At 70.9% G+C, this 24,462-nt stretch carries 17 protein-coding genes; 4 read left to right on the forward strand and 13 right to left on the reverse strand.

Features of this window, described 5'->3' with window-relative positions; all coding sequences use genetic code 11:
• Together ACIQ7M_RS38550 and ACIQ7M_RS38555 are read right to left on the reverse strand one after the other, a co-directional pair.
• Positions 1–3,338 (reverse strand): hypothetical protein (locus ACIQ7M_RS38550; protein ID WP_403653173.1); only part of this gene is annotated, 3,338 nt, incomplete at its 3' end.
• A gap of 143 nt (positions 3,339–3,481) precedes the next feature.
• A complete protein-coding gene (locus ACIQ7M_RS38555) occupies positions 3,482–3,814 on the reverse strand; it encodes a trypco2 family protein (protein ID WP_403653176.1) in 333 nt (110 codons plus the stop codon).
• A 1,420-nt stretch (positions 3,815–5,234) separates the two neighbouring features.
• Here ACIQ7M_RS38555 and ACIQ7M_RS38560 point away from each other — a divergent pair.
• Entirely contained in the window at positions 5,235–6,284 is a 1,050-nt protein-coding gene (locus ACIQ7M_RS38560) for a lytic polysaccharide monooxygenase (RefSeq protein WP_403653179.1), read from the forward strand.
• 158 nt (positions 6,285–6,442) lie between these two features.
• Here the strand turns inward: ACIQ7M_RS38560 and ACIQ7M_RS38565 are convergent, their stop codons facing one another.
• Positions 6,443–7,303: an alpha/beta fold hydrolase gene (locus tag ACIQ7M_RS38565; protein WP_355769392.1), complete on the reverse strand. Its 861-nt coding sequence runs from the start codon at positions 7,301–7,303 to the stop codon at positions 6,443–6,445.
• A 170-nt stretch (positions 7,304–7,473) separates the two neighbouring features.
• Positions 7,474–7,920, reverse strand: a complete 447-nt coding sequence (locus tag ACIQ7M_RS38570; RefSeq protein ID WP_403653182.1) for a MarR family winged helix-turn-helix transcriptional regulator — start codon at positions 7,918–7,920, stop codon at positions 7,474–7,476.
• Positions 7,921–8,045: 125 nt separating this feature from the next.
• On the opposite strand from ACIQ7M_RS38570, the gene ACIQ7M_RS38575 reads away from it, so the two are divergent.
• Positions 8,046–8,420, forward strand: a complete 375-nt coding sequence (locus ACIQ7M_RS38575) for a cupin domain-containing protein (protein WP_403653185.1) — start codon at positions 8,046–8,048, stop codon at positions 8,418–8,420.
• Positions 8,421–8,444: 24 nt separating this feature from the next.
• On the opposite strand, the gene ACIQ7M_RS38580 is transcribed toward ACIQ7M_RS38575, so the two are convergent.
• The 7 genes from ACIQ7M_RS38580 to ACIQ7M_RS38610 form a co-directional block, all read right to left on the reverse strand.
• On the reverse strand, positions 8,445–9,419 hold the full coding sequence (locus ACIQ7M_RS38580; protein WP_403653188.1) for a DNA polymerase thumb domain-containing protein: 975 nt from the start codon (positions 9,417–9,419) through the stop codon (positions 8,445–8,447).
• Positions 9,416–13,192, reverse strand: a complete 3,777-nt coding sequence (locus ACIQ7M_RS38585) for a DNA polymerase III subunit alpha (RefSeq protein ID WP_403653191.1) — start codon at positions 13,190–13,192, stop codon at positions 9,416–9,418. The genes ACIQ7M_RS38580 and ACIQ7M_RS38585 overlap by 4 nt, the downstream gene beginning before the upstream one ends.
• Before the next feature lie 217 nt (positions 13,193–13,409).
• Positions 13,410–14,456 (reverse strand): S1 family peptidase, encoded by a 1,047-nt coding sequence (locus tag ACIQ7M_RS38590; RefSeq protein ID WP_355769378.1) that lies wholly within the window; start codon positions 14,454–14,456, stop codon positions 13,410–13,412.
• A 418-nt stretch (positions 14,457–14,874) separates the two neighbouring features.
• On the reverse strand, positions 14,875–15,660 hold the full coding sequence (locus ACIQ7M_RS38595; protein ID WP_403653273.1) for a slipin family protein: 786 nt from the start codon (positions 15,658–15,660) through the stop codon (positions 14,875–14,877).
• Between the two features lie 236 nt (positions 15,661–15,896).
• Positions 15,897–16,796, reverse strand: a complete 900-nt coding sequence (locus tag ACIQ7M_RS38600) for a S1 family peptidase (RefSeq protein WP_389849974.1) — start codon at positions 16,794–16,796, stop codon at positions 15,897–15,899.
• A gap of 262 nt (positions 16,797–17,058) precedes the next feature.
• Positions 17,059–17,841, reverse strand: coding sequence for a DUF1684 domain-containing protein (locus tag ACIQ7M_RS38605; RefSeq protein WP_386988583.1), 783 nt, complete (start codon positions 17,839–17,841; stop codon positions 17,059–17,061).
• Positions 17,842–17,877: 36 nt separating this feature from the next.
• On the reverse strand, positions 17,878–19,140 hold the full coding sequence (locus ACIQ7M_RS38610; RefSeq protein ID WP_403653195.1) for a DUF5685 family protein: 1,263 nt from the start codon (positions 19,138–19,140) through the stop codon (positions 17,878–17,880).
• Between the two features lie 289 nt (positions 19,141–19,429).
• Between ACIQ7M_RS38610 and ACIQ7M_RS38615 the strand changes: the two genes are divergently transcribed.
• Complete coding sequence (locus ACIQ7M_RS38615; RefSeq protein WP_355770299.1) at positions 19,430–19,867, forward strand: cell division protein SepF; 438 nt, start codon at positions 19,430–19,432, stop codon at positions 19,865–19,867.
• A gap of 51 nt (positions 19,868–19,918) precedes the next feature.
• Here ACIQ7M_RS38615 and ACIQ7M_RS38620 read toward each other — a convergent pair whose 3' ends face one another.
• Both ACIQ7M_RS38620 and ACIQ7M_RS38625 read right to left on the reverse strand, forming a co-directional pair.
• Positions 19,919–21,109 carry an acyl-CoA dehydrogenase family protein gene (locus tag ACIQ7M_RS38620; RefSeq protein WP_389849981.1) on the reverse strand — a complete coding sequence of 397 codons (1,191 nt, stop codon included), beginning with the start codon at positions 21,107–21,109 and terminating at the stop codon, positions 19,919–19,921.
• Positions 21,110–21,253: 144 nt separating this feature from the next.
• A complete protein-coding gene (locus ACIQ7M_RS38625) occupies positions 21,254–22,978 on the reverse strand; it encodes an MFS transporter (protein ID WP_403653199.1) in 1,725 nt (574 codons plus the stop codon).
• Between the two features lie 256 nt (positions 22,979–23,234).
• On the opposite strand from ACIQ7M_RS38625, the gene ACIQ7M_RS38630 reads away from it, so the two are divergent.
• Entirely contained in the window at positions 23,235–24,413 is a 1,179-nt protein-coding gene (locus ACIQ7M_RS38630) for a glycosyltransferase family 39 protein (RefSeq protein WP_403653202.1), read from the forward strand.
• Positions 24,414–24,462: the final 49 nt, after the last annotated feature.

The raw sequence follows: 24,462 nt of genomic DNA on the forward strand, positions 1-24,462 counted from the left end.
TCCGGATTGGCCAGCACGAGCTCGCGGTAGTGACCGACCGCTTCCCGGCCCACGGCCACAGCTCCCTTCCGCTGCCCCACCGCACCCAGGCCAGCGGACAGGGTGTTGAGGGACTTCGCGAGCTTGGGCAGGTGAGCGTCCGGATTGGCCAGCACGAGCTCGCGGTAGTGACCGACCGCTTCCCGGATCGCGGCCAGGCTCTCCTGGCGCTGCCCCACCGCACCCAGGCCAGCGGACAGGGTGTTGAGGGACATGGCGAGCTTGGGCAGGTGAGCGTCCGGATTGGCCAGCACGAGCTCGCGGTAGTGACCGACCGCTTCCCGGCCCACGGCCAGGCCCTCCTGGCGCTGCCCCACCGCACCCAGGCCAGCGGACAGGTTGTTGAGGGACATGGCGAGCTTGGGCAGGTGAGCGTCCGGATTGGCCAGCACGAGCTCGCGGTAGTGACCGACCGCTTCCCGGCCCACGGCCACAGCCTCCTCCCGCAGCCCCACCGCACCCAGGCCAGCGGACAGGGTGTTGAGGGAGATGGCGAGGTGGGGCAGGTGAGCGTCCGGACGCGCCAGCACGAGCTCGCGGTAGTGACCGACCGCTTCCCGGATCGCAGCCAGGCCCTCCTCCGGCCGCCCCATCTCACCCAACTGGGCGGACAGAGTGTTCAGGGACATGGCGAGGTGGGGCAGGTGAGCGTCCGGATTGGCCAGCACGAGCTCGCGGTAGTGACCGACGGCTTCCCGGATCGCGGCCACAGCCTCCTCCCGCAGCCCCACCGCGCCCAACTGGGCGGACAGAGTGTTGAGGCACATGGCGAGGTGGGGCAGGTGAGCGTCCGGATTGGCCAGCACGAGCTCGCGGTAGTGACCGACCGCTTCCCGGCTCGCGGCCAGGCCCTCCTCCCACCGCCCCATCTCACCCAACTGGGCGGACAGAGTGTTGAGGGACGCAGCGAGGTGGGGCAGGCGAGCGTCCGGATTGGCCAGCACGAGCTCGCGGTAGTGACCGACGGCTTCCCGGATCGCGGCCACAGCCTCCTCCCGCAGCCCCATCTCACCCAGCTGGACGGAAAGGTTATTCAGGGATCCAGCGAGGTGGGGCAGGCGAGCGTCCGGATTGGCCAGCACGAGCTCGCGGTAGTGACCGACCGCTTCCCGGATCGCGGCCACAGCCTCCTCCCGCAGCCCCACCGCGCCCAACTGGGCGGACAGGTTACTCAGGGATTCAGCGAGGTCGGGCAAGTGAGCATCCGGATTCGCCTGAGCGAGTGCGCGGTGGTGACTGGCGAGGATGTGGGCCAGGCGAAGCGCGGTGCGAGCGAGGCGCTGACTGGATTGCGGGAAGTGGTAGTAGAGGGTGGTGAGGTCGTCCAGGGTAGTAGCGGGGTCGGTGGTGATCGTGTCGAGTGCGGCGGTGAGGGGGGCAGGGTGATCGGTTCGGGTGGCAGTAGCGATGACCGCCGCAGCGAGCTGCTGGGAGCGGCGAGTGCAGAGGGTAGTGAGCTGGCCGTCCAGGCGGTGGTTGAAAGCGGGGTGGGCAGCGGCGCGGCTGTAGACAGTCAGGAGCTGGTTTGTCTGGGTGTCGTCGGCGCCGTCGAGGAGATGATCGGCGAGCGCGGGGTTGGCGTCTAGAGAGCGGCCGACGTGGCGTTCGGCGAGGCGGTCGGGTCCGATCGTGCCCCAGGGCAGCGGAGCGACGGCTGGGTAAAGGGCGGCGATCCAGGCGGTGACGGCGTCGCGCCGGTCGCGAGGCTGGTCAGCCAAGGCTGGCAGTCGCCCCCATAGCATATCGGCCTGGTCGCGGTCGGCAGCGCCGGCCAAGTGGGCGGCGGCCAGAGCTGTCTCCAGCGTCGCGGTGGATAGGCCCGGGGTGAGGCCGCGGGCAACGGCACTCTGGTGCCAGTAACGGCGTTCGTGACCGAGCAACCGGTCCTCCACACCCTCCGCCTCCTCGCGTGCCGTGTCGCCCATGGCGCAGTGCGGGCCGGGCCCGGGCTCGGCCAGGCCGACCTGCCCGGGTGTGGTGGTGTCGAGGAGGTCGGCGAGGGCGGTCATGTGGAGGGTGAGGGCATTGCCGTAGGCATGCTCGTGCAGCCGCAGAGGCAGGGGAAGGTTGCTCGCAATGTTGGGCCAGTCGTAGCCTGCCAAGCCCGTGACCTGGCCCAGGGCGGGCGCCAGCGCGCGGACGGCGGCCCGGTAAGCGTCAGGCCTGACATCGGGGTCGCCCTCCAGGGGCGCCAGCAGCCGAGTGGGGGCGGCGTCCAGATAATCCTGGGCAAGACTTCCGGCGGTAGCAGCCTGGCGCCACCAGTCGCCGTCGGTACGGGCTAGAAGCAACACCTTGAACGGAGCTGTACCGGGGTGGTCTGCAGCGGCCTCGACCAAGGCGGCCAACTGCTCGGTGCGAGTTTCGGCGTAGTCAAGGACGACCAACAGCGGCTTGGAGACGTCCCGCATTTGCCTCAGCTGATCCGCTGTGGCGTCAGGGCGTGGCCACAGCACAACCCACCGATCGGCCGTTAGCAGCGAAGCGAGGTGGTGTGCGAGGCGAGTCTTGCCTTGCCCACCGGGCCCATGCAGGAGCCACGCCCCGAATCCGCCCCGGGTGCACCAGATCGTCAGTTCTTCCAGTAGCTGCCGACGGCCATGGAAGGGGACGGTCTGCCGCGCGGCGAGCAGCAGCGCGGCCGGTGAGCGCACCGGCCCGGTGCCTCGGGGCCCGGTAGCGGGGTCGGCGAGGTGCTGCAACTCGACCGCGTCCAGACCGGATAGTGGGGCGCCTTGCGTGGCCAGGACAGCGCGGAAGGCGGCGTCGTGATGCAGGACATAGGCGGGGACGGTGTTCAGCTGTCCGTGGCCGGAGTGAGCCCGGTCGGAAGCCACCACACCCACGAGCAGGCGGTCGCAACAGACCGCCGCACCCGACAGCCCGCCCCACGGCGAGGCGCCGGACGCCGACCACTGCGGCGGATGCTGGAGGAGATCCATTACATACTGGTTGTGGGTGATCCCGCTGCCCGGGTTCAGCCTGCCGCGCAGTTGCACGGCCTCCACCGCCCGACTCTTGTGCTGGGCAAGATCGGGCACGCCCCAGGTCTCGCACTCGGCACCAGGCCGGTCGGTGACCAGACGGCCCCAACGAACCGGGGCAACGGGCGCGCTCCACCCCGGGCTGTCGTCGACCAGGACAAGCGCAGCATCGTTCCGGCCGCCTGACGTGCCGCACCACACGACCACCCCATCAAGAACACGGTCCCCGCCGGGATGGAACACCTGAACCCGTCGCCCTATCGGCGCCACGTCCTCCTCCCGCGGAACGGTGACGACGTGCGCGGAGGTCAGCACCAACCGCCCACCCAGCGCGTACCCCGACCCCGGACCACCTAGCCCCGTCACCCCAACAAGTCGTGACCGCTCCACCCCAACACCCCCGCTAACCCGTCACCAACCCGAACCCACAATCCCGTGGACCGCCCCCGACTCACGGGTCAGTCCTCAATGCGTCCCGAGGCGTCCCCGGGGCCCGCTGCGCGGTCGGCGCTGCCGCTAACCAGCAGGTCACCGCCGTTCACGCTGAGCGGCGTCAGCGTGAACTTCACCCGATGCGTACGACCACGTGAGACACCGGCCTTGGCCTCAGCCCCAACCGCCCACAACCGGAATCCTGCCTTCACGCTCGCATCTGCACGAATCTCAACCTCGAACTCCATCTCCACTGGGCCTACCGCGAACACCAAATCTGGATGGCTCCCGCCCGCAGCCGCTGCCGAGATCAACTCATCCCGCACCGCAGCCACCGCAGCCACCAAAGGAATATCCATAGACACCCACCCCTTAGACACAACACGCCATTCCTGTGCCAACACAGTAGAACCGCCATCACGCCACCGGCAGCCCAACCTTCAACCTCACAAGCGTCGGAGCCCGACGGGATACGCCCCAACGGCCTTTTCCACCGGCTGCCGCGAGGTGGCCCCGGTCCGCAGTTCTCCCGCCAGAGCCGCTCAAGGTTCCTACTCCGCTACGTAGCGGAGGAACTCCCGCCCGGACATGATTCCCCTGCCTTGCGCGACCTGGCCGGACTGTCGCGCAGGAGCGACGCGACAGCGATCCGTGAGTTGTACGTCCAGGCCCTGCACGAATTCGGCGTACCGCTTCGCGACGAAAAGGCGGCCGACCGACGCCTCCTCACGAGCCTCGCTTTGGTCTCGCGAAAGGCGATCTGAACCCCAAGGGCGTGGCCGATCGGTTGTCGATGACGGTCGAAGCCAGCGCCCTGGAGGAAACACGGTTCCTCTCCGTCCCAGCGGACTCCAGCAAATGGATCGCCCCGACGAGCTCTCAAGATGGGAGCACGACCTGAGAAGCGCGGCCCACTCGTCGACCGCCTCCACCACCCTCGGCGCCGACATTGGCGTGTCGAGTTCGCGGCGACTGACTCACCCGCTTGAACGTTCTCCCGTGCCAATCCCGTGCCAGATACTGCGGGGAACCACGGGGAACACCGGTGCCCCACCCAGCACACCTTCGGGCCATGACGCCGCTCCGTAGCAGGTCAGCAAGCCTCTCGGCGGTGCAGGGCCCCAGCTTCCCAACCTGATGTCCCACCAAAAGGCAGTGGGCTGGACCGGCCGTCGGCATGGACGACCACGTCCGCCCTTACAAGGCGGTAGTCCGCTAGTCGACGGTCTGCTCGTATCCGCCTTGAAGGCTGGGCCGTCGGAGGGCGGCCACGGCGACCACCAGCGACCGTGGACGGCCACTTGATCGCAAGTCAGCGCCGTCTCGGTGTGCATCGTTCGAGGGCCATCCGGCGCCGCACAAGTTCCTGCGCAAGCGCCAAGAGTAGGAGGGCTCCCACTTCAAGGTGACCGCCTGCAAGCTGTGGAAAGCCCTGCCCGTGCTGTAGACGCGGAGTGGCGCGGGAACGGCCCCAAGAGCCGGCGGCCCTTGGGAGCCAAACGGGGAGCCAACCGAGGCGTCCGACGACGGACGAGTGCGGACCCTCGCGGACAGTGGCAGTGCTCCGCAGCAGGTCAACCCGGCCTCCCCACCCCCCCTTCCTGAGCCCCCCGTTAGCTCTGCCTTAAAGGCACCATAAGGATCTCCCTCACCCGCCTTCAGCAGGCGATTTCTCGGATTCTTGGGGCTAGCTTTCTGATCACCCCCACGGGATCCCCGCACGGAGCGCCGTGCGGGGCTCGCTGGCCCCACGCATCAGGACCGTTCGAGGAGTTCCCCATGTCCGTACGCCGCAAGGCTGCCGGCGTCGCCGTTCTCGGAGTCGCCCCGCTCGCCCTGTCCGCGCTGGCCGCGGTGCCCGCCTCGGCGCACGGGTCGATGGGGGACCCGGTGAGCCGGGTGTCCCAGTGTTACGCGGAAGGGCCGGAGAACCCCAGGTCGGACGCCTGCAAGGCGGTTGTCGCGGCGGGCGGCACCCAGGCGCTCTACGACTGGAACGGCATCCGCATCGGCGACGCGAACGGGCGGCACCAGGAGCTGATCCCGGACGGCAAGCTGTGCAGCGCCGGCAACACCGAGTTCAAGGGGCTCGACCTGGCGCGCTCCGACTGGCCCGCGACGGGCGTGAGCAGTGGCTCGTACACCTTCAAGTACCGGGTGACCGCACCCCACAAGGGCACGTTCAAGGTGTACATCACGAAGTCGGGCTACGACCCCTCGCAGCCGCTGGGCTGGGGCGATCTCGACCTGGCGCACCCGGTCGCGACGGCCACCGACCCGGTGGCCTCGGGCGGCTTCTACACGTTCTCCGGCACTCTGCCGGAGCGCTCCGGCAAGCAGCTCCTGTACGCGGTCTGGCAGCGCTCGGACAGCCCGGAAGCCTTCTACTCCTGCTCCGACGTGGCGTTCGGCGGCGCGAGCGGCGGCAAGGGCACGGGCACCGGCGGCGGCGCTCCCGCGCCCAGCGCCTCGGCGCCGTCCGAGAAGCAGATCGAGGACGGTGGCGACAAGTCGACCGTGGAGCATCACGGCCACGGTGACGACGACGCCGGCACATCGGCTGAGCCGGCCGCGAGCACCGAAACCGGCGAGGCGGCCGAGGACGGCAGCGGTACGACCGAGGACGCCCAGGCCACCGCTGGTGCCGCGGACGTCTCGGAGAGCCGGCCGGAGGCCGCCGGGTCGGCCCGGAGCCTCGCCGAGACCGGCGCCGACGCCTCCACCTCGTACATCGCGATCGGCGGTGCCGCCGCGCTCGCGCTCGGTGCGGCCGCGCTGTTCGCCTCCGTGCGGCGGCGCGCGACACCGGGCGGCCGGCGCGGGCGCTGAACCGCGGACGACTCCGGGGGCTGACCGGCGGCTCAGGCCGGACAGCCCCCGGCGGCGTGGCCCGCCGTCCGCGTTCCGCAGGGGGGTACGCGGACGGACGGACGATCACGCCGGCGTGCTCGGGCGGACCACCATGGACGAGTGGTCCGCCGAGCCGGTCAGCTGAAGACCGACGCGCAGTTGGTGGTGGACGCGTGCGCCGGGTCGAGCGCGTTCGCCACCTCGTGGTACGCGATCCGGTCGAAGACCCCGATGGCCACGTGCTCGGAGAGGTCGAGCGCGCACAGGTTCTGCAACAGGACGTTGTGGACGTCGGATCCGCTCAGGTACTCCGACTCGTACGGCGTGACCACCTCGTCGTACTTGGTGGCGATGACCGTGTAGTGGACGCCGGGGACGGTGTCGCCGCCCGCGTTGAGCTTGGTCATGAACGCGGAGCCGGCGATCTGGTCGGCGAGTCCCGGGGTCGCCGTGGTCAGCAGGTCCTCCGCGCCCGGGAAGTACGGGAGCAGCTTGGTGAATCCGTTGAGGGTCGTGCCGTGGTTGTCGGGGGCGAGACCGACGAGGGCGTTCACCTTGGCGGCTCCGCCGAGGAACTTGAGGTAGTAGCGGGGCATCATGCCGCCCTGCGAGTGGCCCACCAGGTCGACCTTGGCGGCGCCGGTCGCGGCGAGGACCTTGTCGACGAAGACCTGGAGCTGCGCGGCCGACTTGTCGATGGGGCCGAGGCCGTTGAACAGGGGGACGCCGGGCAGTTGCCCGTAGTCGAGGGAGAAGACGCAGTATCCGCGGCTGGTCAGGTAGGGGGCGAGGGCCAGCCAGTTGTCGATGGAGTTCCCGAAGGTCCCGTGGACGAGGACGACGGGGCGGGGGTGCGCGGCGGACGGCTTGCAGGAGTAGTTGTTCCAGCCACTGCTGGGGGCGGAATCAGCTTGTGCTGTGGCAGCGGGGACGACCGCGACCATGGCGGTCAGGAGCAGCGCGGCCAGGGGTCTGAGCACTCGCTTCCAGGGCAGCATCGGGTGATCTCCTTGCGGCTCAAGGGAGTTGTGGGGGTGTACGCCCAGTGATCCGGATCACGAGGATGCTGTTCACTCGTCAAGTTACGGGCGAGTAGCAGACGTGTGAAGTTACGCGTCAGTAAAAACTTTCAGTGATAACCAGGACGGCCGCCGTCGGTGACCGAGTGTCACCAGGCGGGCCTGATGGGACCGTAGGGCGCGATGCTCGCCAAACGCGTGCACAACGCGCGCATTTCACTCTCCCCCAGCACTTCGGCCCACGCCCGTACGGCGTCCGCGGCCGCCTCTTCGGCCGCTCGGGTGCAGGCCCACCCGAGCTCCGTGAGCACGAGGAGCCGGGCCCGCGCGTCGTCGGGGTGCGGCCGCCGCTCCACGTACCCCTTACGGACGAGCTCCTCGACGAGCTGACTGGCGGCCTGCTTGGTGACCCCCAGATGGGCCGCGACCTCGGTGACGGTCGCCCCGCCCGGCGCGAGCCGCGCGAAGGCGAAGCCGTGCGCGGGCCGGACCCCCTCGAACCCCCGGGCGACCACGCCTTCGTGGATACGTTGTGTCAGCTCGCCGGCGGCGGCGAGCAGGACGGCGGACAGGGCCATGGCCTCGGAGTTCTGCACGGACGCATTCAAACACCCTTGACTATTCGGTCAAGCTGCTTGACCATTATCCCGAAGCAAGTAGTCAAGTAGCTTGACCATATTCCGAGCCCCTGGCCGGACACCCGCCGATTCTGGAGGCACCCGTGCCCGTCGTCCGTTCGTCCGAAGCCGTCGCCCACGAGGTCCACGGCGCCCGTTTCACCTCGTACGCCGCTCCCCGCAGCGGCAGCAAGGAGCTGTGCGCCTGGCGCGCGGAGATCCCCGCGGGTCATCAGGCCCCCGTGCACACCGTCAACCGCGAGGAGATCTTCCATCTCCTCTCCGGGGAACTGCTGGTCACCCTCGACGGCCGCACCGAGCGGATCACCGCGGGCGACACCGTGATCATCACGCCGGGTGCGGTCCTCGGCATCGAGAACCCGACCCAGGAGGCCGCGCTCTCCTGGGTCACCACGTCCATCGGTCTCCAGGCGGAACTGGCCGACGGCACGACCCTCACACCGCCCTGGGCCAACTAGGCCTGCCCCAGGCCCCGGAGTCTCTTACGCGGCCAGCGTCCCCGGGCCGATCACGTGCGGGCCGAACCTAGCCCGCGCCCGGTCGGCGACCTCCTCGATGCGGCGGACCTTCTCGTCGACCGGGTCGAAGGTGAGCTGATGGGAAGCCTGCTCCGCGGGGGTCAGCCCCTCGGCGCGCAGGGCGATCACACGGACCCTGGCACGCTGGAGGCCGAGCGCCTCGTACATGCGGTACGCGGTGCCGGTCAGCGTCGAGGAGTGGGCGGTCGCCTCCTTGAGGGTACGGCTGCGGGTGGTCGCGGAGCGGTCGGCGTACCGCACGGTGAGGGTCAGCGTGCGGCAGACCTTCTCCAGGGAGCGCAGCCGGCTGCCGAGCTCCTCGGTCACGGAGAGTAGTGCCCGGCGATGCCTGTCGGGGTCCAACTCGTCGCTCTGGAAAGCTCGTTCGGCGGCCAGGGAGCGTGAGGCGGCGTTCGGTACGACCCGGCCGCGGTCGACGCCGGACGCCTTCTCGCGCAGTTCGCGGCCGGACCGGACGCCGGTGAGACGCTGAAGGGTGGACAGGGGCGCGGCCGCGACCTTGCCGATGGTGTCGAGGCCGTACTCGCACAGGGTGCGGGCGGTGGCACCGCCGACGCCGGGCAGCGCGGCGACGGGCCGGCCGGCGAGGAACTCGGAGACGGCGTCCGGCTCTTCGGACACTACCCGGGGCACGCCGGGCACGGCGTCGCGCAGCGCCATCCGCGCGAGCATCGGTCCGGGCCCGGCGCCGATCACGCAGTCGATCCCGTGCAGGGCGAGGGTCCGCACCCGGATGAGCGAGGCGAACTCGACGGCGCCGCGCCCGAAGTACCGCTCGGCACCCCGCAGATCGAGCAGGGCGCCGTCGGGTGGCAGCGCCTCGACGACAGGGGTGAACTCCTCCAGCACGCCGAGGAGTCGGGGCAGGGCGGCCTCGTACATCGGAGGCAGCGTGAAACGTACACAGAGGATGGTCATCCCGCACTCCCCGGGCTCTGGTGCCACAACTTCTTTCCACCCGCGGGCCCTTCGCCCGCGGGACGCAGATCGGCCCAGGGGTGCATCTCGTACCCCGTGGGCATCCGGATCGTCCGGCCCCCGGACGGACCGCCGTCGCCGGACGGGCCGTCGTCACCCGACGGGCCACCGTCACCCGACGCTCCCGGCCGCCGCGATCCCCGCGATCCCCGCGGACCGCCCGGTTCACCCGACTCACCCGGTTCCCCACGACCGCCCGACTCCCCCGGACCGCCCGGCTCCCCCGGCTTCCGCGGTGCGGGTTCGGCCAGTCGCGCCGCCACCACGTCGAGGCCCCCCTCGGCCCGCAGTTCGGCCAGTTCGGCGAGGTTCCAGGCGGCCGCGCCCACCACGCTGAGGCTGCGCGGGCCGCGGCGCTGCACCACTCCGCGCACGAGCAGCAGCCAGGAGTGGAAGACGGTATGGGCGCAGGCGTCGTGGGAGTCGTCGAAGAAGGCGAGGTCGACCAGGCCCGTCCCGTCGTCCAGCGTGCTGAAGATGACCCGCTTGCCGGAGCGGATCGGCGGGGTCTGGGTGGCCGCCTTGGCACCCGCGACCAGGACCGTCTCACCGTGCCGCGCCTCACGCAGCCGACGTGCCGTGACCACGCCCAACTCCCCCAGGAACGTGCGGTGGTCGTCCATCAGATTGCGCGAGGCGTCCATCGAGAGCACGCCCAGTTCGGCGCTCAGCCGCTCCGCCGGGGACAGGTCCGGCAGCCCGGCCGAGGCGGTGTTCCGCCCGCCGGACAGCGGGAGTTGGCCACCGCCGGCGCCCCGGGAGCCGCGGTGCAGTTCGGTCAGATGCAGTTGCAGATCACGGCGGTTGGCGCCGAACGCGTCCAACGCGCCGACCTGAGCGAGCCGTTGGGCGAGCGGCCGGCTCGGCCGAGCCCGTTCCCAGAAGTCGAGCAGCGAGGCGTACGGCTGCCCGTCCGCGATCCGCGTCGCCTCGGCCTCACTGATGCCGTGCACGTCGGAGAGCGCCAGCCGGACACCCCAGCGACCGGCGGAACCTACGGAACCACCGGCCCCGACCCCAGCCCCACTCCCGGCCCCGGACGCGACCCCAGCCCCACTCCCACTCCCACTCCCGGACCCGGACCCGGACCCGGACCCGGACCCGGACCCGGACTTGAGCCTAGGCCCAAGCCCCGACCCCGACCCAGCCTCCGCACCCGCACCCACCCCAAACCCCGCCCCGGCCCCAGCCCCCACCTCCAACTCGGACACCAGTTCGATCCGATGGGCGACCGCCGACCGGTTCACGTCCAACGGCAGGATCGGCACCCCGCGCCGCCGCGCGTCCGCCAGCAGCAGCCGCTTCGGGTACATCCCGGGGTCGTGCGTGAGCAGCCCCGCGTAGAAGGCGGCCGGATGATGAGCCTTCAGCCACGCCGACTGGTACGTCGGGACGGCGAAGGCGACGGCGTGCGCCTTGCAGAAGCCGTACGACCCGAAGGCCTCGACGATCTCCCAGGTGCGCGCGATGGTCTCGGCGTCGTACCCCTTCACCGCCGCGTGCTGGGCGAACCAGAACCGGATGCGCTCCTGCGACTCGGGGTCGGAGAGCCCGCGCCGCACCCGGTCCGCCTCGTCGCGTCCGCAGCCGGTCATGATGGCGACGATGTCGATGATCTGCTCGTGGAAGACGACGACTCCGTACGTCTCCCTCAGCGGCTCCTCCAGGTCGGGGTGCGGGTAGCGGACCGGCGCCCGGCCGTGCCGCGCCTCGATGAACGGCCGCACCATGTCGGCGGCGACCGGCCCCGGCCGGAAGAGCGAGATGTCGACGACGAGGTCGTGGAAGGTCGCGGGCTGGAGCCGTCCGACCAGGTCGCGCTGGCCCGGCGACTCGATCTGGAAGCAGCCCAGCGTCTCCGTGGACCGGATCAGCCGGTACGTCGCCGGGTCGCCCGGCGCCACCGCGTCGATGTCCGGCCGGTCCCCCGTGGCCCGCTCCACCTCGGCCACCGCGTGCGCCATCGCGGACTGCATCCGCACACCCAGCACGTCGAGCTTGAGCAGACCGAGGTCCTCGACGTCCTCCTTGTCGAACTGCGACATCGGCAGGCCCTCGCCGCTGGTCGGCACGACCGGGGTACGGGCGAGCAGGGAGGCGTCGGAGAGGAGCACCCCGCACGGGTGCATGGCGATGCCGCGCGGGAGGGCGTCGAGGGATTCGACGAGGTCCCACAGCTTGCCGTATCTGTCCTTCTCCCCCGCCAGCTCGCGCAGTTCGGGGAGTTCCTTCATGGCCAGGCGGGCGTCGCGGGCCCGGATGTGCGGGAAGGCCTTGGCGATCCGGTCGATCTCGGCCGGATCCAGCGAGAGGGCGGCGCCCACGTCGCGGACGGCGTGCCGGACACGGTAGGTCTCGGGCATGGAGACGGTCGCGACCCGCTCGGTGCCGAACCGGCCGATGATCGCGCGATAGACCTCAAGACGGCGCGCGGACTCCACGTCGATGTCGATGTCGGGCAGCACCGGGCGGCGCTTGGACAGGAAGCGTTCCATCAGCAGCCGGTGCTCGACGGGGTCCGCGTGCGCGATGCCGAGGAGGTGGTTGACCAGGGAACCGGCCCCGGAGCCGCGCGCCGCGACCCGGATGCCCATCTCCCGTACGTCGTCCACGACCTGGGCGACCGTCAGGAAATAGGAGGCGAAGTTGTGGTGGGCGATGATGTCCAGCTCGTGGTGCATCCGTTCCCAGTACGCGCGCCGGCCGGCGTAGCCGCGCCGCACCATGCCCGCCGCCGCGCGGGAGGCGAGGACGCGCTGGGCGGTGCGCCGGTCCGCGCCGACGAGCCGCGGTTCGGGAAAGTGCACGCCGCCGATACCGAGGTCGTCCTCGGGGTCGACGCGGCAGGCGGCGGCGGTGGCCCGGGTCTGTTCGAGCAGCCGGTGCGCGGTGTCACGGCGGTAGCCCGCCGCCTCGACGATCCGTTCGGCGGCGGCCAGCATGGCGGCCTCGTCCTTGAGCCAGGCCTCGCCGGAGTCCAGCTCGCGCCGGGGGTCGACGGGGACGAGCCTGCGGGCGGCGTCCAGGACGTCGGCGACCGGGCCGAGGCCCGCGTCGGCGTACCGGACGGCGTTGCTGAGCACGGGACGCACCCGCTGCTCGGCGGCGAAGCCGACCGTGCGGGCGGCCAGACGCAGGGAGCCGGGGCCGGTGCCCTGACGGCCGTGCCAGACGGCTTCGAGGCGCAGGGCGTCGCCGTAGATCTCCCGCCAGGGTGCGAGCAGCGCGGCCGCGCGGTCGGGGCGACCCGCGGCGAGTGCGCGGCCGACGTCGGAGCCGGGGCCGAGCAGTACGGTCAGGCCCTCGGCGTGGTTGTCGGACCAGGGCAGCAGCGGGGGGCCGTCCGCCTTGCCGCCCGCATGGGTCGCCGTGACGATTCTGCAGAGGTCGGCCCAGCCGGCGGCGCCGTCCCGGGCGAGGAAGGTCGCCCGGGGTGTCGACTCGTCGATGAAGGCACCGCCGCGCACCGGGGTGCGGCGCCGCTCCCCCCGTACGGGCTCCCCGACCGCCAGGTCCACGCCGAACAGCGGGCGGATGCCCGCCTTCGCGCAGGCCTTGGCGAACCGGACCGAGCCCGCGAGGGTGTCCCGGTCGGTGAGCGCGAGGGCGTCCATGTCCCGCTCGGCGGCGCGCTCGGCGAGTCGCCCCGGGTGCGAGGCCCCGTACCTCAGGGAGAACCCGGAGGCGGTGTGCAGATGCGTGAATCCCGGCACGCACACCTCCCGACCTGTGAGCCTTTACCAGCTCTCGAACACCTGTTCCCAATTACCCCACCCCCACCATAGACCAATTCTCGAACACTTGTACGACATCCGCTCGGACCCGGCCCCACCTGCGCGAACACCGGCCGGGAAACCCGAGAGCCCCGCCCCCGCGACACGCGCGGGGACGGGGCTCGGCCTTCCCGGGGAGGCCGGGACGGGAAGGCCGTCAGCCGATCTGGGCTCCGAAGGCCGAGAGCGCCTCGGGCACCGGCTGGAAGAACGTCTCGCCGCCCGCGGTGCAGTCACCGCTGCCGCCGGAGGTGAGGCCGATGGCGGTGTCGCCGGAGAAGAGCGAGCCGCCGCTGTCGCCGGGCTCGGCGCAGACGTCGGTCTGGATGAGACCGTTGACGACATCGCCGTTGCCGTAGTTCACGGTGGCGTCCAGACCCTTGACCGTGCCGTCGTGCACATGGGTCGTGGAGCCGCTGCGGGTCACCTTCATGCCGACGGTGGCGTCACCCGCCTTGGTGATGGGCTGCGTGGAGCCGTTGTAGAGGTCGACCTCGCTCGGGTGGTCCGTGGTCGCCGTGTACTTGACCAGGCCGAAGTCGTTGTCGGGGAAGCTGGACTGCTCGTTCGTGCCGATCTCCTTGCCGTCGGCGTCCGACCAGGTGGAGATGTCCGCGGTGCAGTGCCCGGCGGTGATGAAGTACGGCTGCCCGCCCTTGACCACGTTGAAGCCGAGCGAACAGCGCCCGCCGGAACCGCTGATGGCGTCGCCACCGGCGATGAAGGGTTTGAACTCCCCCTTCGTCCGCTTGAGTTCGGCCTTGGCCCCAAGACCGTCGACGACCTTGGTGAGTCTGGCCCACTCGGCGTCGGAGACCGTGCGGTCGGCGGTGACGACGACCTGGTTGGTCTCCGGGTCGGTCGCCCAGGACGTACCGGGGATGGTCGCGTCCTTCTTGAGCGTGGTGCGGGCGCCCGCCAGTTCGGCGAGGGAGTTCTGGACGATCCTGGCCCTGGCGCCCGCGGCCGTGACGGTCTCGGCCGCGGCCTTGTCGAGCACGTTGACGACGAGGTGCCGGGACTTCGCGTCGTAATACGTTCCCGCGGCGTCGGCGCCCAGGTCCTCGCCGAGGTCCGAGGCGAGCTTTCCGGCCGCCGTGACGGAGAGAGTGTGCGGGGCGGGACTCCTCGGGACCTCGCTCGCGTTCGCAGTCTGGAAGGTGACTCCGGCGACGACCAGTGCGGCGATGCCCGCACCCGTCATGAGGGCATGCCTCTTCGATACGCGTCGGTGCTTCAACTCACGTCCTCCTGTGGGGGGTCGGTCCGGGCGGTTGTGGGGACCTCCGGGACCTGAAGGCGTACGACACGGGCGCTGAGCACGGTGGAAAAGTCCGTACCGTCGCGTCCATGCCAGTTGTTCCTCGAACCACTATTCCGAGACGCACAGGCAACACACAAGGTCGACTTCAGGACTCCTGTACGACAACAGCCGTACGCGCTCTACGCTCTGACCGTTCGTGGTCACGCCCGCGGATTCGCACCGCAAACACCGTGCCTCCATCACACCGTCACGATCTACGGGACCCGGGCCTGTCTTGATATCGCCCCCAGACGGAGCGATTCCAGGAAGGCTCACCCGTAAGGCGGTTGCATCCGCACCGGTTGCTCCGCCCGGCGGACTACTCGGACTCGGTTGGCCGCTGTCCCGACTGGGCCCGTTCCAGGAAGCGCAACAGCTCGACCGGGAAGGGCAGGACGAGGGTGGAGTTCTTCTCGGCGGCGACGGCCACCACCGTCTGCAACAGGCGCAGTTGGAGCGCGGCCGGCTGTTCCGACATCACGCCGGCGGCCTCCGCGAGCTTCCTGGACGCCTGGAGTTCCGCGTCCGCGTTGATGACCCGGGCACGCCGTTCACGGTCCGCCTCGGCCTGGCGGGCCATGGACCGCTTCATCGTCTCGGGCAGCGACACGTCCTTGATCTCGACCCGGTCGATCTGCACGCCCCAGCCGATCGCCGGGCTGTCGATCATCAACTCCAGCCCCTGATTGAGCTGTTCACGGCTGGAGAGCAGGTCGTCCAGATCGCTCTTGCCGATGATCGACCGGAGCGAGGTCTGCGCCATCTGGGAGACCGCGAAGCGGTAGTCCTCGACCTGGATGACGGCGTCGGCCGCGTCCACCACCTTGAAGTAGACGACCGCGTCGACGCGGACCGTCACGTTGTCCCGGGTGATGCCCTCCTGTGCGGGAACCGGCATCGTGACGATCTGCATGTTGACCTTGCGCAGCCGGTCCACGAAGGGCACGACCATCGTGAAGCCGGGACCGCGGACCTGGGGGCGCAGCTTGCCGAGCCGCAGCACCACGCCTCGTTCGTACTGTTTGACGACGCGGGCCGCGGCCGTCGTGTAGACCAGTCCCGCGAACACGACGGAGACTCCCGCCGCCACCAGTTCCTCGACCATCACGGCCCCCCAGGGTCCGACGTGGCGCACCGGGCGTGCACAGCGTGTCCGTACAGTGCGTGCTTCGAAGGTAGCCCCGTCACCGGAACAAGGGCGAGCCCCCGCACGCCGGTTGCGTGCGGGGGCTCGCTCATGGGTCCGTCTGCCGTGGGTCCGGTCGCGCGGAATCCGTGGGGGGTGCCGGCTCGGTGGGTCGAGGAGTCGACGAACGGCCGGTCCGTCGCGCGACCGGACGGTCAGCCGACGCTCACGCCGTAGTAGCTGAGCGCCTCGGTGACCGGCTGGAAGAAGGTCGTACCGCCGGAGGTGCAGTTGCCGCTGCCTCCGGAGGTCAGACCGTAGGCCACACTGCCGCCGTACAGGGGACCGCCGCTGTCTCCGCCCTCGGCGCAGACCGTGGTCTGGATCATGCCGTAGACGACGTCACCACTGCCGTAGTTGACCGTGGCGTTCAGGGCGGTGACCCGGCCGCTGTGCGTACCGGTGGTCGAGCCGCGCCGGTAGACCGTCGTGCCCACGCTGGGCGTGGCCGCGCTGCTGATCGTCTGGCTGCCGACCGCACTCGGGTGCGCGACCGTGGTGCTGGTGTACTTGACCAGCGCGAAGTCGTTGGTCGGGAAGCTGTAGCTGACGTTCGTGCCCAGCTTCGTGGTCTGGCCCGAGTTGGAGTACCAGGTGGAGGCGACCTCACCGCAGTGGCCGGCGGTCAGGAAGTAGTACGTGCTGCCGCTGTGCACGTTGAAGCCGAGCGAGCAGCGGTAGCCGCCGCCGTAGATGGCGTCGCCGCCGGTGATCAGCTTCTTGAAGGTGCCGGGGGTGTGCTTGATCGTGAGGGCCGCCGCGTTGCCGCCGGCGTCCCGCCTGATCTTCGCGATCTCCGCCTTCGAGACCGTGCTGTCGACGGTGACGACCACGCGGTTCGTCTTGGCGTCGACGGCCCAGGCGGTGCCCGCGACATCGGACTTGAGCACCGACTGCCTGACGCTGCCGAGCTGGGTGGCGCTGAACGTCTGGGCGTCGGACGCGTTCGCGCTGGGGACCGCGAACGCTGCGGCGGCCACGAGTCCGGTGGACACGGCGATCAGCCGGCTCCGTCTCGCGATGCCACCACGGGGGGTTGTGCGCTTGATCCTCACGTTTCATTCCTCCGAAGGGAAGTAAGGGGCCCCAGGTCGTGGGGTCGGGGCCCGTGAGGCGCAGCCGGGAGCCGCCCGTCCGGATTCCGAACAAGCCATGCCCCTGACAAGCGCTGAGGGGGAGTATTCGGCTGCGCGACCGACAGGCGCAAGGGCGCCTTTCGGCCGTGCAGCCTTCAACTTGCCCCCATACGGAGGAGGTTGATCATCGGATCACTGAAGGCGCCGGATTCCCCCCGAGTCCTCGGGAGTCCCGGGGGCCTCAGCTCAATCGGCGTTCCCCCGCGGCGACGGCCACGCGCAGCGTATTTCCGGGCGGCGGGAACGGGCAGACGAAATGGTCCGCGAACGCGCACGGCGGAAGCACGGTCCGGTTGAAGTCCACCGTCGTACGCCCCTCGGCGTCGGGCGCCGCGGGGCGCAGGAACCGGAAGCGGTAACTGCCGTCCCTGCTGGTGGTGTCGGCGAAGACGGCCCACAGCGTGCCGTCGCTCTCCACCGACACCTGGAGGGTGAGGTCCTGCCCGTCCAGGGTGAAGGCGAGGACTCCGCCGAGCGCGAGCCCACGGGTCACTCCGTCGGCGTTCTCGACGCGCACGGTACGGCCCTCGCCGTACGGGGTGAAGTGTCCGGGCACCGCCCAGCGCTCGTCGTACGGGGTCGCCTCGATGCCCGCGAAGGCTGTCCGGGTGGGCGCGTCGGGGTCGTAGACGCGTACGCCCCAGATCCCCTCGCGCACCAGGACGACGAACCGCCGCTCCCCGCGCGCGACCCGGGCGTCGCCGGCCCCTCCGTAGTCGGCGTCCAGCACGATGTCGCCGGTGAAGGGCTCGCCGTCGACCGTGAGCCCTTCCTCGGCGACCGCCGTCAGGACCACCTGGTCGCCCTTGAGCGCCCATTGCCCGGGAGTGTCCGGAAGTCGCCCTTCCGGATAGTCCTCGATCCAGTGGGTCCCCATGAGCGCGAGCGGGCCGTACGGCGCCGACACCGTCGCCACACGGTGCTCCTGCCAGTGCTTCCAGTCCTCGGATGCGTCCGTCGTCATGTGATCAACTTTTTCACACGGGCTCGGCCGGGCTTCTCACAACCCGCAGTCGCAGCACGAGCAGCACTCACAGCACTGACACGCCTCGCAGCAACCGCAGTCGCAGTCACAGTCGCTCAGGCACCCTTCGCGCTTCTTGCGCGACCACGGACCCTCGTACTCGTCGGCGCAGCACATCTTGCAGGTGCAGCACAGTCCGACGGCCGCGGCGCAGCCGGCCCAGAATCCGCGCCTGCCGGGGGCGGGGGGCGGGAAGGACGGCCCGCCGCCGAAGGGGTTGCCGCCGCCGGTGTACGGATTCCCGCCGTGCTGGGGCGGCGGCCCGAAGGAACCCTCGGGTGCGAGCAGGACCGCGGAGCCCTGCACGTCGAGGAGCCGGCCGGACCCGGGAGAGTCGAGGGAGCCGTGCGGTCCATGCGCCCCGTCCGCGGTGTGCCCGCACCCCGACGTCCCGAACGCGCGGTCCACCGAGCGGCCCAGTTCGTGGACGAGCAGCACGTGCGCCAGTCTGCCGTCGGTGAACTCGGCCTCGCGCAGGGCGAGCCGTATCCCGTGCAGGGCGTCGTCGGCGAGCCTGCGGGCCTCGGTGAGGGAGGTCCCGGTGGCCGTGAGCGGGTTCCAGGCTCCTGACGCGGCGTCCGTTTCCCTGTCCTCCACGGCGTCCAGCAGATGCGCGAGCCGTCCGAAGAGCCGTCCGGCCTCGGCCAGCGGCGCGGCGTTGCCGGAGCGGCCGGCGAGGACGGCGGTGTGCGCGAAGGCGGCGGCGGTGGCGGTCTCGGTGGGTTCCGTGACGGTCAGCAACGGCGTTCCCGGCCCCGCGAGCGCCTCGATCCCGATCTGCCGGTCCACCGCGTCGACGAGCACGGCCGTGTCGAAGCCGACGGCACTTCCCGATCGCGCCCCGGCCCTGCCCCAGCTCGTGGCCACCCGGCGCGCGGCCGGCGCGACCGGCTTGCGCGCCAGGAGCCCGTCCCCGTCGGCGACATGGTCGCGGACCTTCGCCGAGGCGAGGACCAGCGAGACGGCGGCGGCGAGCCGCGCGCCCTCGCCCTGCGCGACGGACGCGGTCCGCATGCCGCGCAGCGGACAGGGGCCCGCGGTGCGCCGCCATCCCGTCGCCTTCTCGGCCTGAGCCTCCGTCAGAACCGATATCAGCAGGCCGTCGTAGTTGGTGACCACCCGCGCGAACTGGCCGTGGTCCCCGCGCAGCGCGAGACAGAGCCCGCACAGATGCGCCATCCACTGCGTCTTGAGCCCTTCACCGAGCCGGTGGCTGCAGGGCCTCACGATTCCGAACACGACACTCCCCCGTGACCCGTACGACATTGCGGTCGGGCATCGTATCGACCCTCCCGTTCACCCGTACGCCCCGCTCGTCACCCGGTCGCCGAGAGAAATCATATTTCACTCTCAGTCAGCAGCCTTACCCCGTACGACCCTTGGGGGGCGCGGGCTCTCGACGGATTCGCTGTGCACCAGTACCGTCACGAAACCCCCACGCGGCGTCTATCCACTTGGCGCGACATCCGCATCATGGACGACCATGGGGATGCGGAAGCACGAAAGACCGCTGTGAGAGGAGGCGTCCATGGGATCGGTGCGCAAGGCGAGTGCCTGGCTTGGCCTCGTCGACGACAACGATGACGAGCGTTACTACGACGACGACTACGCCGAGGGTCAGGACTCCGGCGACGCCTGGGTCACCGACCCTCGCGTGAAGGTTGCTTCCGAGACGGCGGAGGAGAAGGGCCGCCGGATCGGCACGGTCACCCCGGACAGCTTCCGGGACGCACGCGGTATCGGCGAACTCTTCCGGGACGGCGTCCCGGTCATCATCAACCTCACGTCCATGGAGGCCTCCGACGCCAAGCGCGTGGTCGACTTCGCGGCCGGCCTGACCTTCGGCCTGCGCGGCACCATCGAGCGGGTGGCGACACGGGTCTTCCTGCTGACCCCGGCGCACACGGAGATCGTCAGCGGCGAGGCCGCGGGGCGTCAGACGGACGGCTTCTTCAACCAGAGCTGAGGCAGGGCCGCTCACCGGCCCTGCCTCACCGGGGCTTCAACCGCGGGGTCTTCACCGGAAGGCGTCGAGCCCGGTGAGCGCCTTGCCCAGCACAAGCTGATGCATCTCGACGGTGCCCTCGTAGGTGAGCACCGACTCCAAATTCGTGGCGTGCCGCATCACGGGATATTCCAGCGAGATCCCGTTGGCACCGAGGATCGTGCGCGAGGTACGGCAGATCTCGATGGCCTCGCGTACGTTGTTGAGCTTGCCGAAGCTGATCTGCTCGGGGCGGAGCCGTCCCGCGTCCATGCGGCGGCCCAGGTGGTGGGCGAGCAGGATGCCCTTGTGCAGTTCGACGGCCATGTCGGCGAGTTTGGCCTGGGTGAGCTGGAAGCCGCCGATGGGGCGTCCGAACTGCTCACGCGTCCTCGCGTACGCGAGGGCGGACTCGAAGCTGGACCGAGCCGCGCCCATGGCGCCCCACACGATCCCGTACCGCGCGTGCGAGAGACAGCCGAGCGGGCCCTTGAGTCCGACGACGTCGGGCAGGACGGCGTCGGCCGGCAGCCGCACGTCGTCGAGGACGAGCTCGCTGGTCACGCTCGCCCGCAGGGACCACTTGTGCTTGATCTCGGGGGCGGAGAACCCGGGGACGTCGGTGGGCACGACGAATCCGCGGATGCCGTCGTCGGTCTGCGCCCAGACGACGGCGACACCCGCGACGGAACCGTTGGTGATCCACATCTTGCGGCCGTTCAGGACCCAGTCCCCGCCGTCGCGCTTGGCGTGCGTGCGCATGGAGGCGGGGTCGGAGCCGTGGTCGGGCTCGGTCAGCCCGAAGCAGCCGATGATCTCGCCGGAGGCCATGCGGGGCAGCCAGGTCCGCTTCTGCTCCTCGCTGCCGAACCGGTGGATGGCGTACATGGCCAGCGAGCCCTGGACCGAGACGAGCGAGCGGATGCCGGAGTCGGCCGCCTCCAGCTCCAGACAGGCGAGGCCGTACTGCACGGCGCTCGCCCCCGCGCACCCGTACCCCTCGAGCGACATGCCGAGGGCGCCGATCCCGCCGAGTTCGCGTGCCAGTTCCCGGATGCCGGGCAGCTCGCCCTTCTCGTACCAGTCGGCGACGTACGGCAGGACCCGGTCCGCGGCCCAGGCCCGCACGGTGTCGCGGACGGCCAGTTCCTCCGCGTCCAGCAGGTCGTCGATCCCGAGCGGGTCGGCGGGGTCGAAGGACGGCAGCTTCGAGGACGCGGACATACGACAGCCTCCGGCAGGGTGATAACTAGCACCGCTAGTCAAGGATCTCGGCCCGACGTTACGACGCAGTCTCCCGCAAGTCCAGGGCACTTCCGCACACGGCTCCGGCCCAGGGACCGTCCGACACCTCGCGGCCGATCGGCCCTAGGCGGAGACGCGGGCCTCGGAGACGTCGGGCACCCCGGGGACCCCCGGGACGCGGGACACTCCGGGGGCCTCGGAGATCTTGGGGATCTCGGGAGTCCCGGAGGTCCGGGGAGCGTCCGGGATCTCGCGCGGCTCGGCGACGTCCCGCGGAGCCGGGATCCCGGTGGTACCCGCCGCGGGCGCCCCGCAGTCCATGACGCGCGGCAGCCGCAGTGCCATCACGGCGCCGAGCAGCAGCAGGCCCGCGCTCACCAGCAGCGTCACATGCAGTCCGTGCACGAAGGAGTCCCGGGCGGCGTGCCGCAGGGCGTGGCCGGACGCGCCTCCGAGCCGGTCGGCGACCTGGTAGGCCTCGCCCAGCGAGTGTCCCGCCGCCGTCGAATCGGCCGCCCGGACACCGGGGACGGAGGACAGGCCGGGCGCGTACGCCGCGTTCATCACGCTTCCCAGCAGCGCGATCCCGATCCCCGCGCCCAGTTGGTACGAGGTCTCGCCGATCGCCGCGGCACCGCCCGACTGCGCCTGCGGCGCCTCGCTCAGCATGGACTCGTACGCCCCGAAGAGGGTGGTCTCCAGACCGAAGCCCAGCAGGACGAAGCCGAAGAGCAGAAGCGCGGCGTTGTCGTCGCCGCCCATCGCGGTGAGGGTGACCACGGCGGCCGCGGTGAGACAGAACCCGAAGGAGACCATCGCGCGCGGCCCGAACCGGCGCAGCAGCTTCGCCCCCGCGAGACCGGCGGCCATCGCCGCGATGGTGAGCGGCAGCAGCCGCAGCCCGGTCTGGAGAGGGGACAGGCCGAGGACGAGCTGGAGGTACTGCGCGGCGATCAGTTCCAGGCCCACCAGGGCGAGCATGGCGAGGACGATGCACCCCACCGACGTGCTGAAGGCCGGGCGCGCGAACATGCGCAGGTCGACCAGGGGATGCGCGCGCCGCCGCTGCCGCCGCACGAAGGCGGCCATCAGCACGGCGCCGACGAGCAGTGACCCGAGGGTGACGGGGCCGAAGGGCGCCTCACCGCCGCCGAGACGCTTCACGCCGAGGACGATTCCGAACAGGCCCGCGGCGGCCATGAGCGCCCCGACGACGTCCCAGGGACCGTCGCGGTCGCCGTAGGACTCGGGCAGCAGCAGCCGTCCGACCGGAATGCTGATGATCATCAGTGGGATGTTGACGAGGAAGACCGATCCCCACCAGAAGTGTTCCAGGAGGAAGCCGCCGAGGAGCGGTCCGACCGCCGCGCCGACGGCGGCGACGGCGCTCCAGATGCCGATCGCGAGCGCCCGCTCGCGCCGGTCGGGGAAGACCTCGCGCAGGATCGACAGCGTGGCGGGCATGATCATCGCGCCGCCGATGCCGAGCAGGGCGCGGGCGCCTATCAGGAGCTGCGCGTTCCCGGAGAAGGCCGCGATGCCCGAGGCGACTCCGAAGAGGGTGTACCCGAGGAGGAGGACCCGTCTGCGGCCGATCCGGTCACCGAGCGTGCCGAAGAGTATGAGAAGCGAGGCGCAGACGAGCGGATAGACGTCGACGATCCAGAGCAGTTCCATCGCACCGGGCTTCAGGTCCTCGGTGACGGCGGGTACCGCGACATGGAGCACAGTGGCGTCGAGGGCGACCAGCAGCAGGCTGACGCACAGGACGACGAGAACGACCCATCGGTTGGCACCTGCTCCGGTCTCCCGACGGCATCGCGCAGCGGCCGTGGTCGTCCCGGACATGTACGTACCTCCAGAGGTTCCCTCGCGTTCTGCGGATCCGCAGGGTGGGGACTCCCTGGGGCTGCGGCCCGGAGAGCGGAGTCCCGGGCCCACGCAGCAAAGGCGAGTGAGCCGTCAGCGTACGACAGTTCTCGCCCGGGTCACGTGGCGGACCTCTCACGTTCGCCGGCCGGGTGTGTGGCGTGCGCCACGCCGCTCACCTGTCGTCACGCCCCGCGCGGCCTGCCGGTTCCGCCCTGTGCCGATAATCGAGCCCGTGACCGAACCCGACAGTCCCGCCGCGACGAACCTCGCGGGCGCCCTGCGCCGCGCCGCGCCCGCCCTCCTCGGGTACGCGGCGGTCCGCGCCCTGGGCCTCGTCACGCTCGCCGTGTGGAGCGCGGCGGACGGCACGAGCGCCCACCGGCTGCTGTCGGGGCGCTGGGACTCGCTCTGGTACGTCAGGGTCGCCGAGCTCGGCTACGGCTACGAGGTGCGCCTCCCGAACGGTGACGTGCACGCGAATCTCGCGTTCTTCCCGCTGCTGCCCTGGCTGGAGCGGATCGTCCACGCGGTGACACCGCTGTCGTACGCGGACGCCGGCCTGCTGGTCTCCGCGGTGGCCTCGCTCACCGCGGCCTGGGGGATCTTCGCGGTCGCCGACCACGTCCACGGCCGGCGGGCGGGGGTCTGCGCGGCGCTGGTGTGGGCGGTCCTGCCGGTCGGCGTCGTGCAGTCGATGGCGTACAGCGAGTCCCTGTTCACCGCGCTCGCCGCGTGGTCGCTGTACGCGGTGCTGACCGGCCGCTGGCTGACGGCCGGGCTGCTCGCCGCGCTCGCCGGGCTGACGCGGCCGGTGGGAGTCGCGGTGGTCGCGGCCCTGTGGGTGGCGGCGATTACCTCGTTCGTGGGAGAACGCCGGCACGGCGGAAGCACGACTCGGACGGACGGCGCGCGTCCGTGGCGGCGCGCCCTCGCCATGATCATCGCGCCGCTCGGCGCCGCCGGTTACGTGCTGTGGGTGGGGCATCGCACCGGCGGGGGCCCGCTCGGCTATCTCGACGTCCAGGCGGGGTGGCGCAACGGCTTCGACGGCGGTTACGCCTTCGGGCGCTTCGTGGCGGAGAAGTTCACCTCGTTCCCGTCCGCCCTCGCCGGTGCCGCCCTGGTCGCCGGAGTGGTGCTGATCCTGTCGCTCTACGTGACATGCGTGCGCCAGGGGCAGCCGCCGGCGCTCCTCGTCTACGCGGGGGTCGTCGTCGCGCTCGCCCTGTGCGCGTCGAGCTACTTCGGGTCGAAACCGCGCCTGCTGCTGCCCGCCTTCCCCCTCCTGTTCCCTCCGGCCAGAGCGCTGGCACGGCTGCGTACGTCCAGGTCGGCGCTGATTCTCGGGGGCGTCGCCGTGGCCTCGGCGGCGTACGGGGCCTTCTGGCTGAACGGCTCCGGACCCCCCTGACCGGCCCCGCGGCACCCCGCGCGGGACCGGTGAGCGGGCGACGAATTCC

The organism is Streptomyces sp. NPDC096324, from assembly GCF_044763015.1.
GTDB lineage: Bacteria > Actinomycetota > Actinomycetes > Streptomycetales > Streptomycetaceae > Streptomyces.

Bases quoted from the DNA above. Each gene is read 5' to 3' on its own strand.
- ACIQ7M_RS38620 (WP_389849981.1), bottom strand. From the start codon at position 21,109: ATGTCCGCGTCCTCGAAGCTGCCGTCCTTCGACCCCGCCGACCCGCTC.
- ACIQ7M_RS38625 (WP_403653199.1), bottom strand. From the start codon at position 22,978: ATGTCCGGGACGACCACGGCCGCTGCGCGATGCCGTCGGGAGACCGGA.
- ACIQ7M_RS38605 (WP_386988583.1), bottom strand. From the start codon at position 17,841: ATGACGACGGACGCATCCGAGGACTGGAAGCACTGGCAGGAGCACCGT.
- ACIQ7M_RS38565 (WP_355769392.1), bottom strand. From the start codon at position 7,303: ATGCTGCCCTGGAAGCGAGTGCTCAGACCCCTGGCCGCGCTGCTCCTG.
- ACIQ7M_RS38580 (WP_403653188.1), bottom strand. From the start codon at position 9,419: ATGACCATCCTCTGTGTACGTTTCACGCTGCCTCCGATGTACGAGGCC.
- ACIQ7M_RS38555 (WP_403653176.1), bottom strand. From the start codon at position 3,814: ATGGATATTCCTTTGGTGGCTGCGGTGGCTGCGGTGCGGGATGAGTTG.
- ACIQ7M_RS38615 (WP_355770299.1), top strand. From the start codon at position 19,430: ATGGGATCGGTGCGCAAGGCGAGTGCCTGGCTTGGCCTCGTCGACGAC.
- ACIQ7M_RS38595 (WP_403653273.1), bottom strand. From the start codon at position 15,660: ATGGTCGAGGAACTGGTGGCGGCGGGAGTCTCCGTCGTGTTCGCGGGA.
- ACIQ7M_RS38590 (WP_355769378.1), bottom strand. From the start codon at position 14,456: ATGACGGGTGCGGGCATCGCCGCACTGGTCGTCGCCGGAGTCACCTTC.
- ACIQ7M_RS38560 (WP_403653179.1), top strand. From the start codon at position 5,235: ATGTCCGTACGCCGCAAGGCTGCCGGCGTCGCCGTTCTCGGAGTCGCC.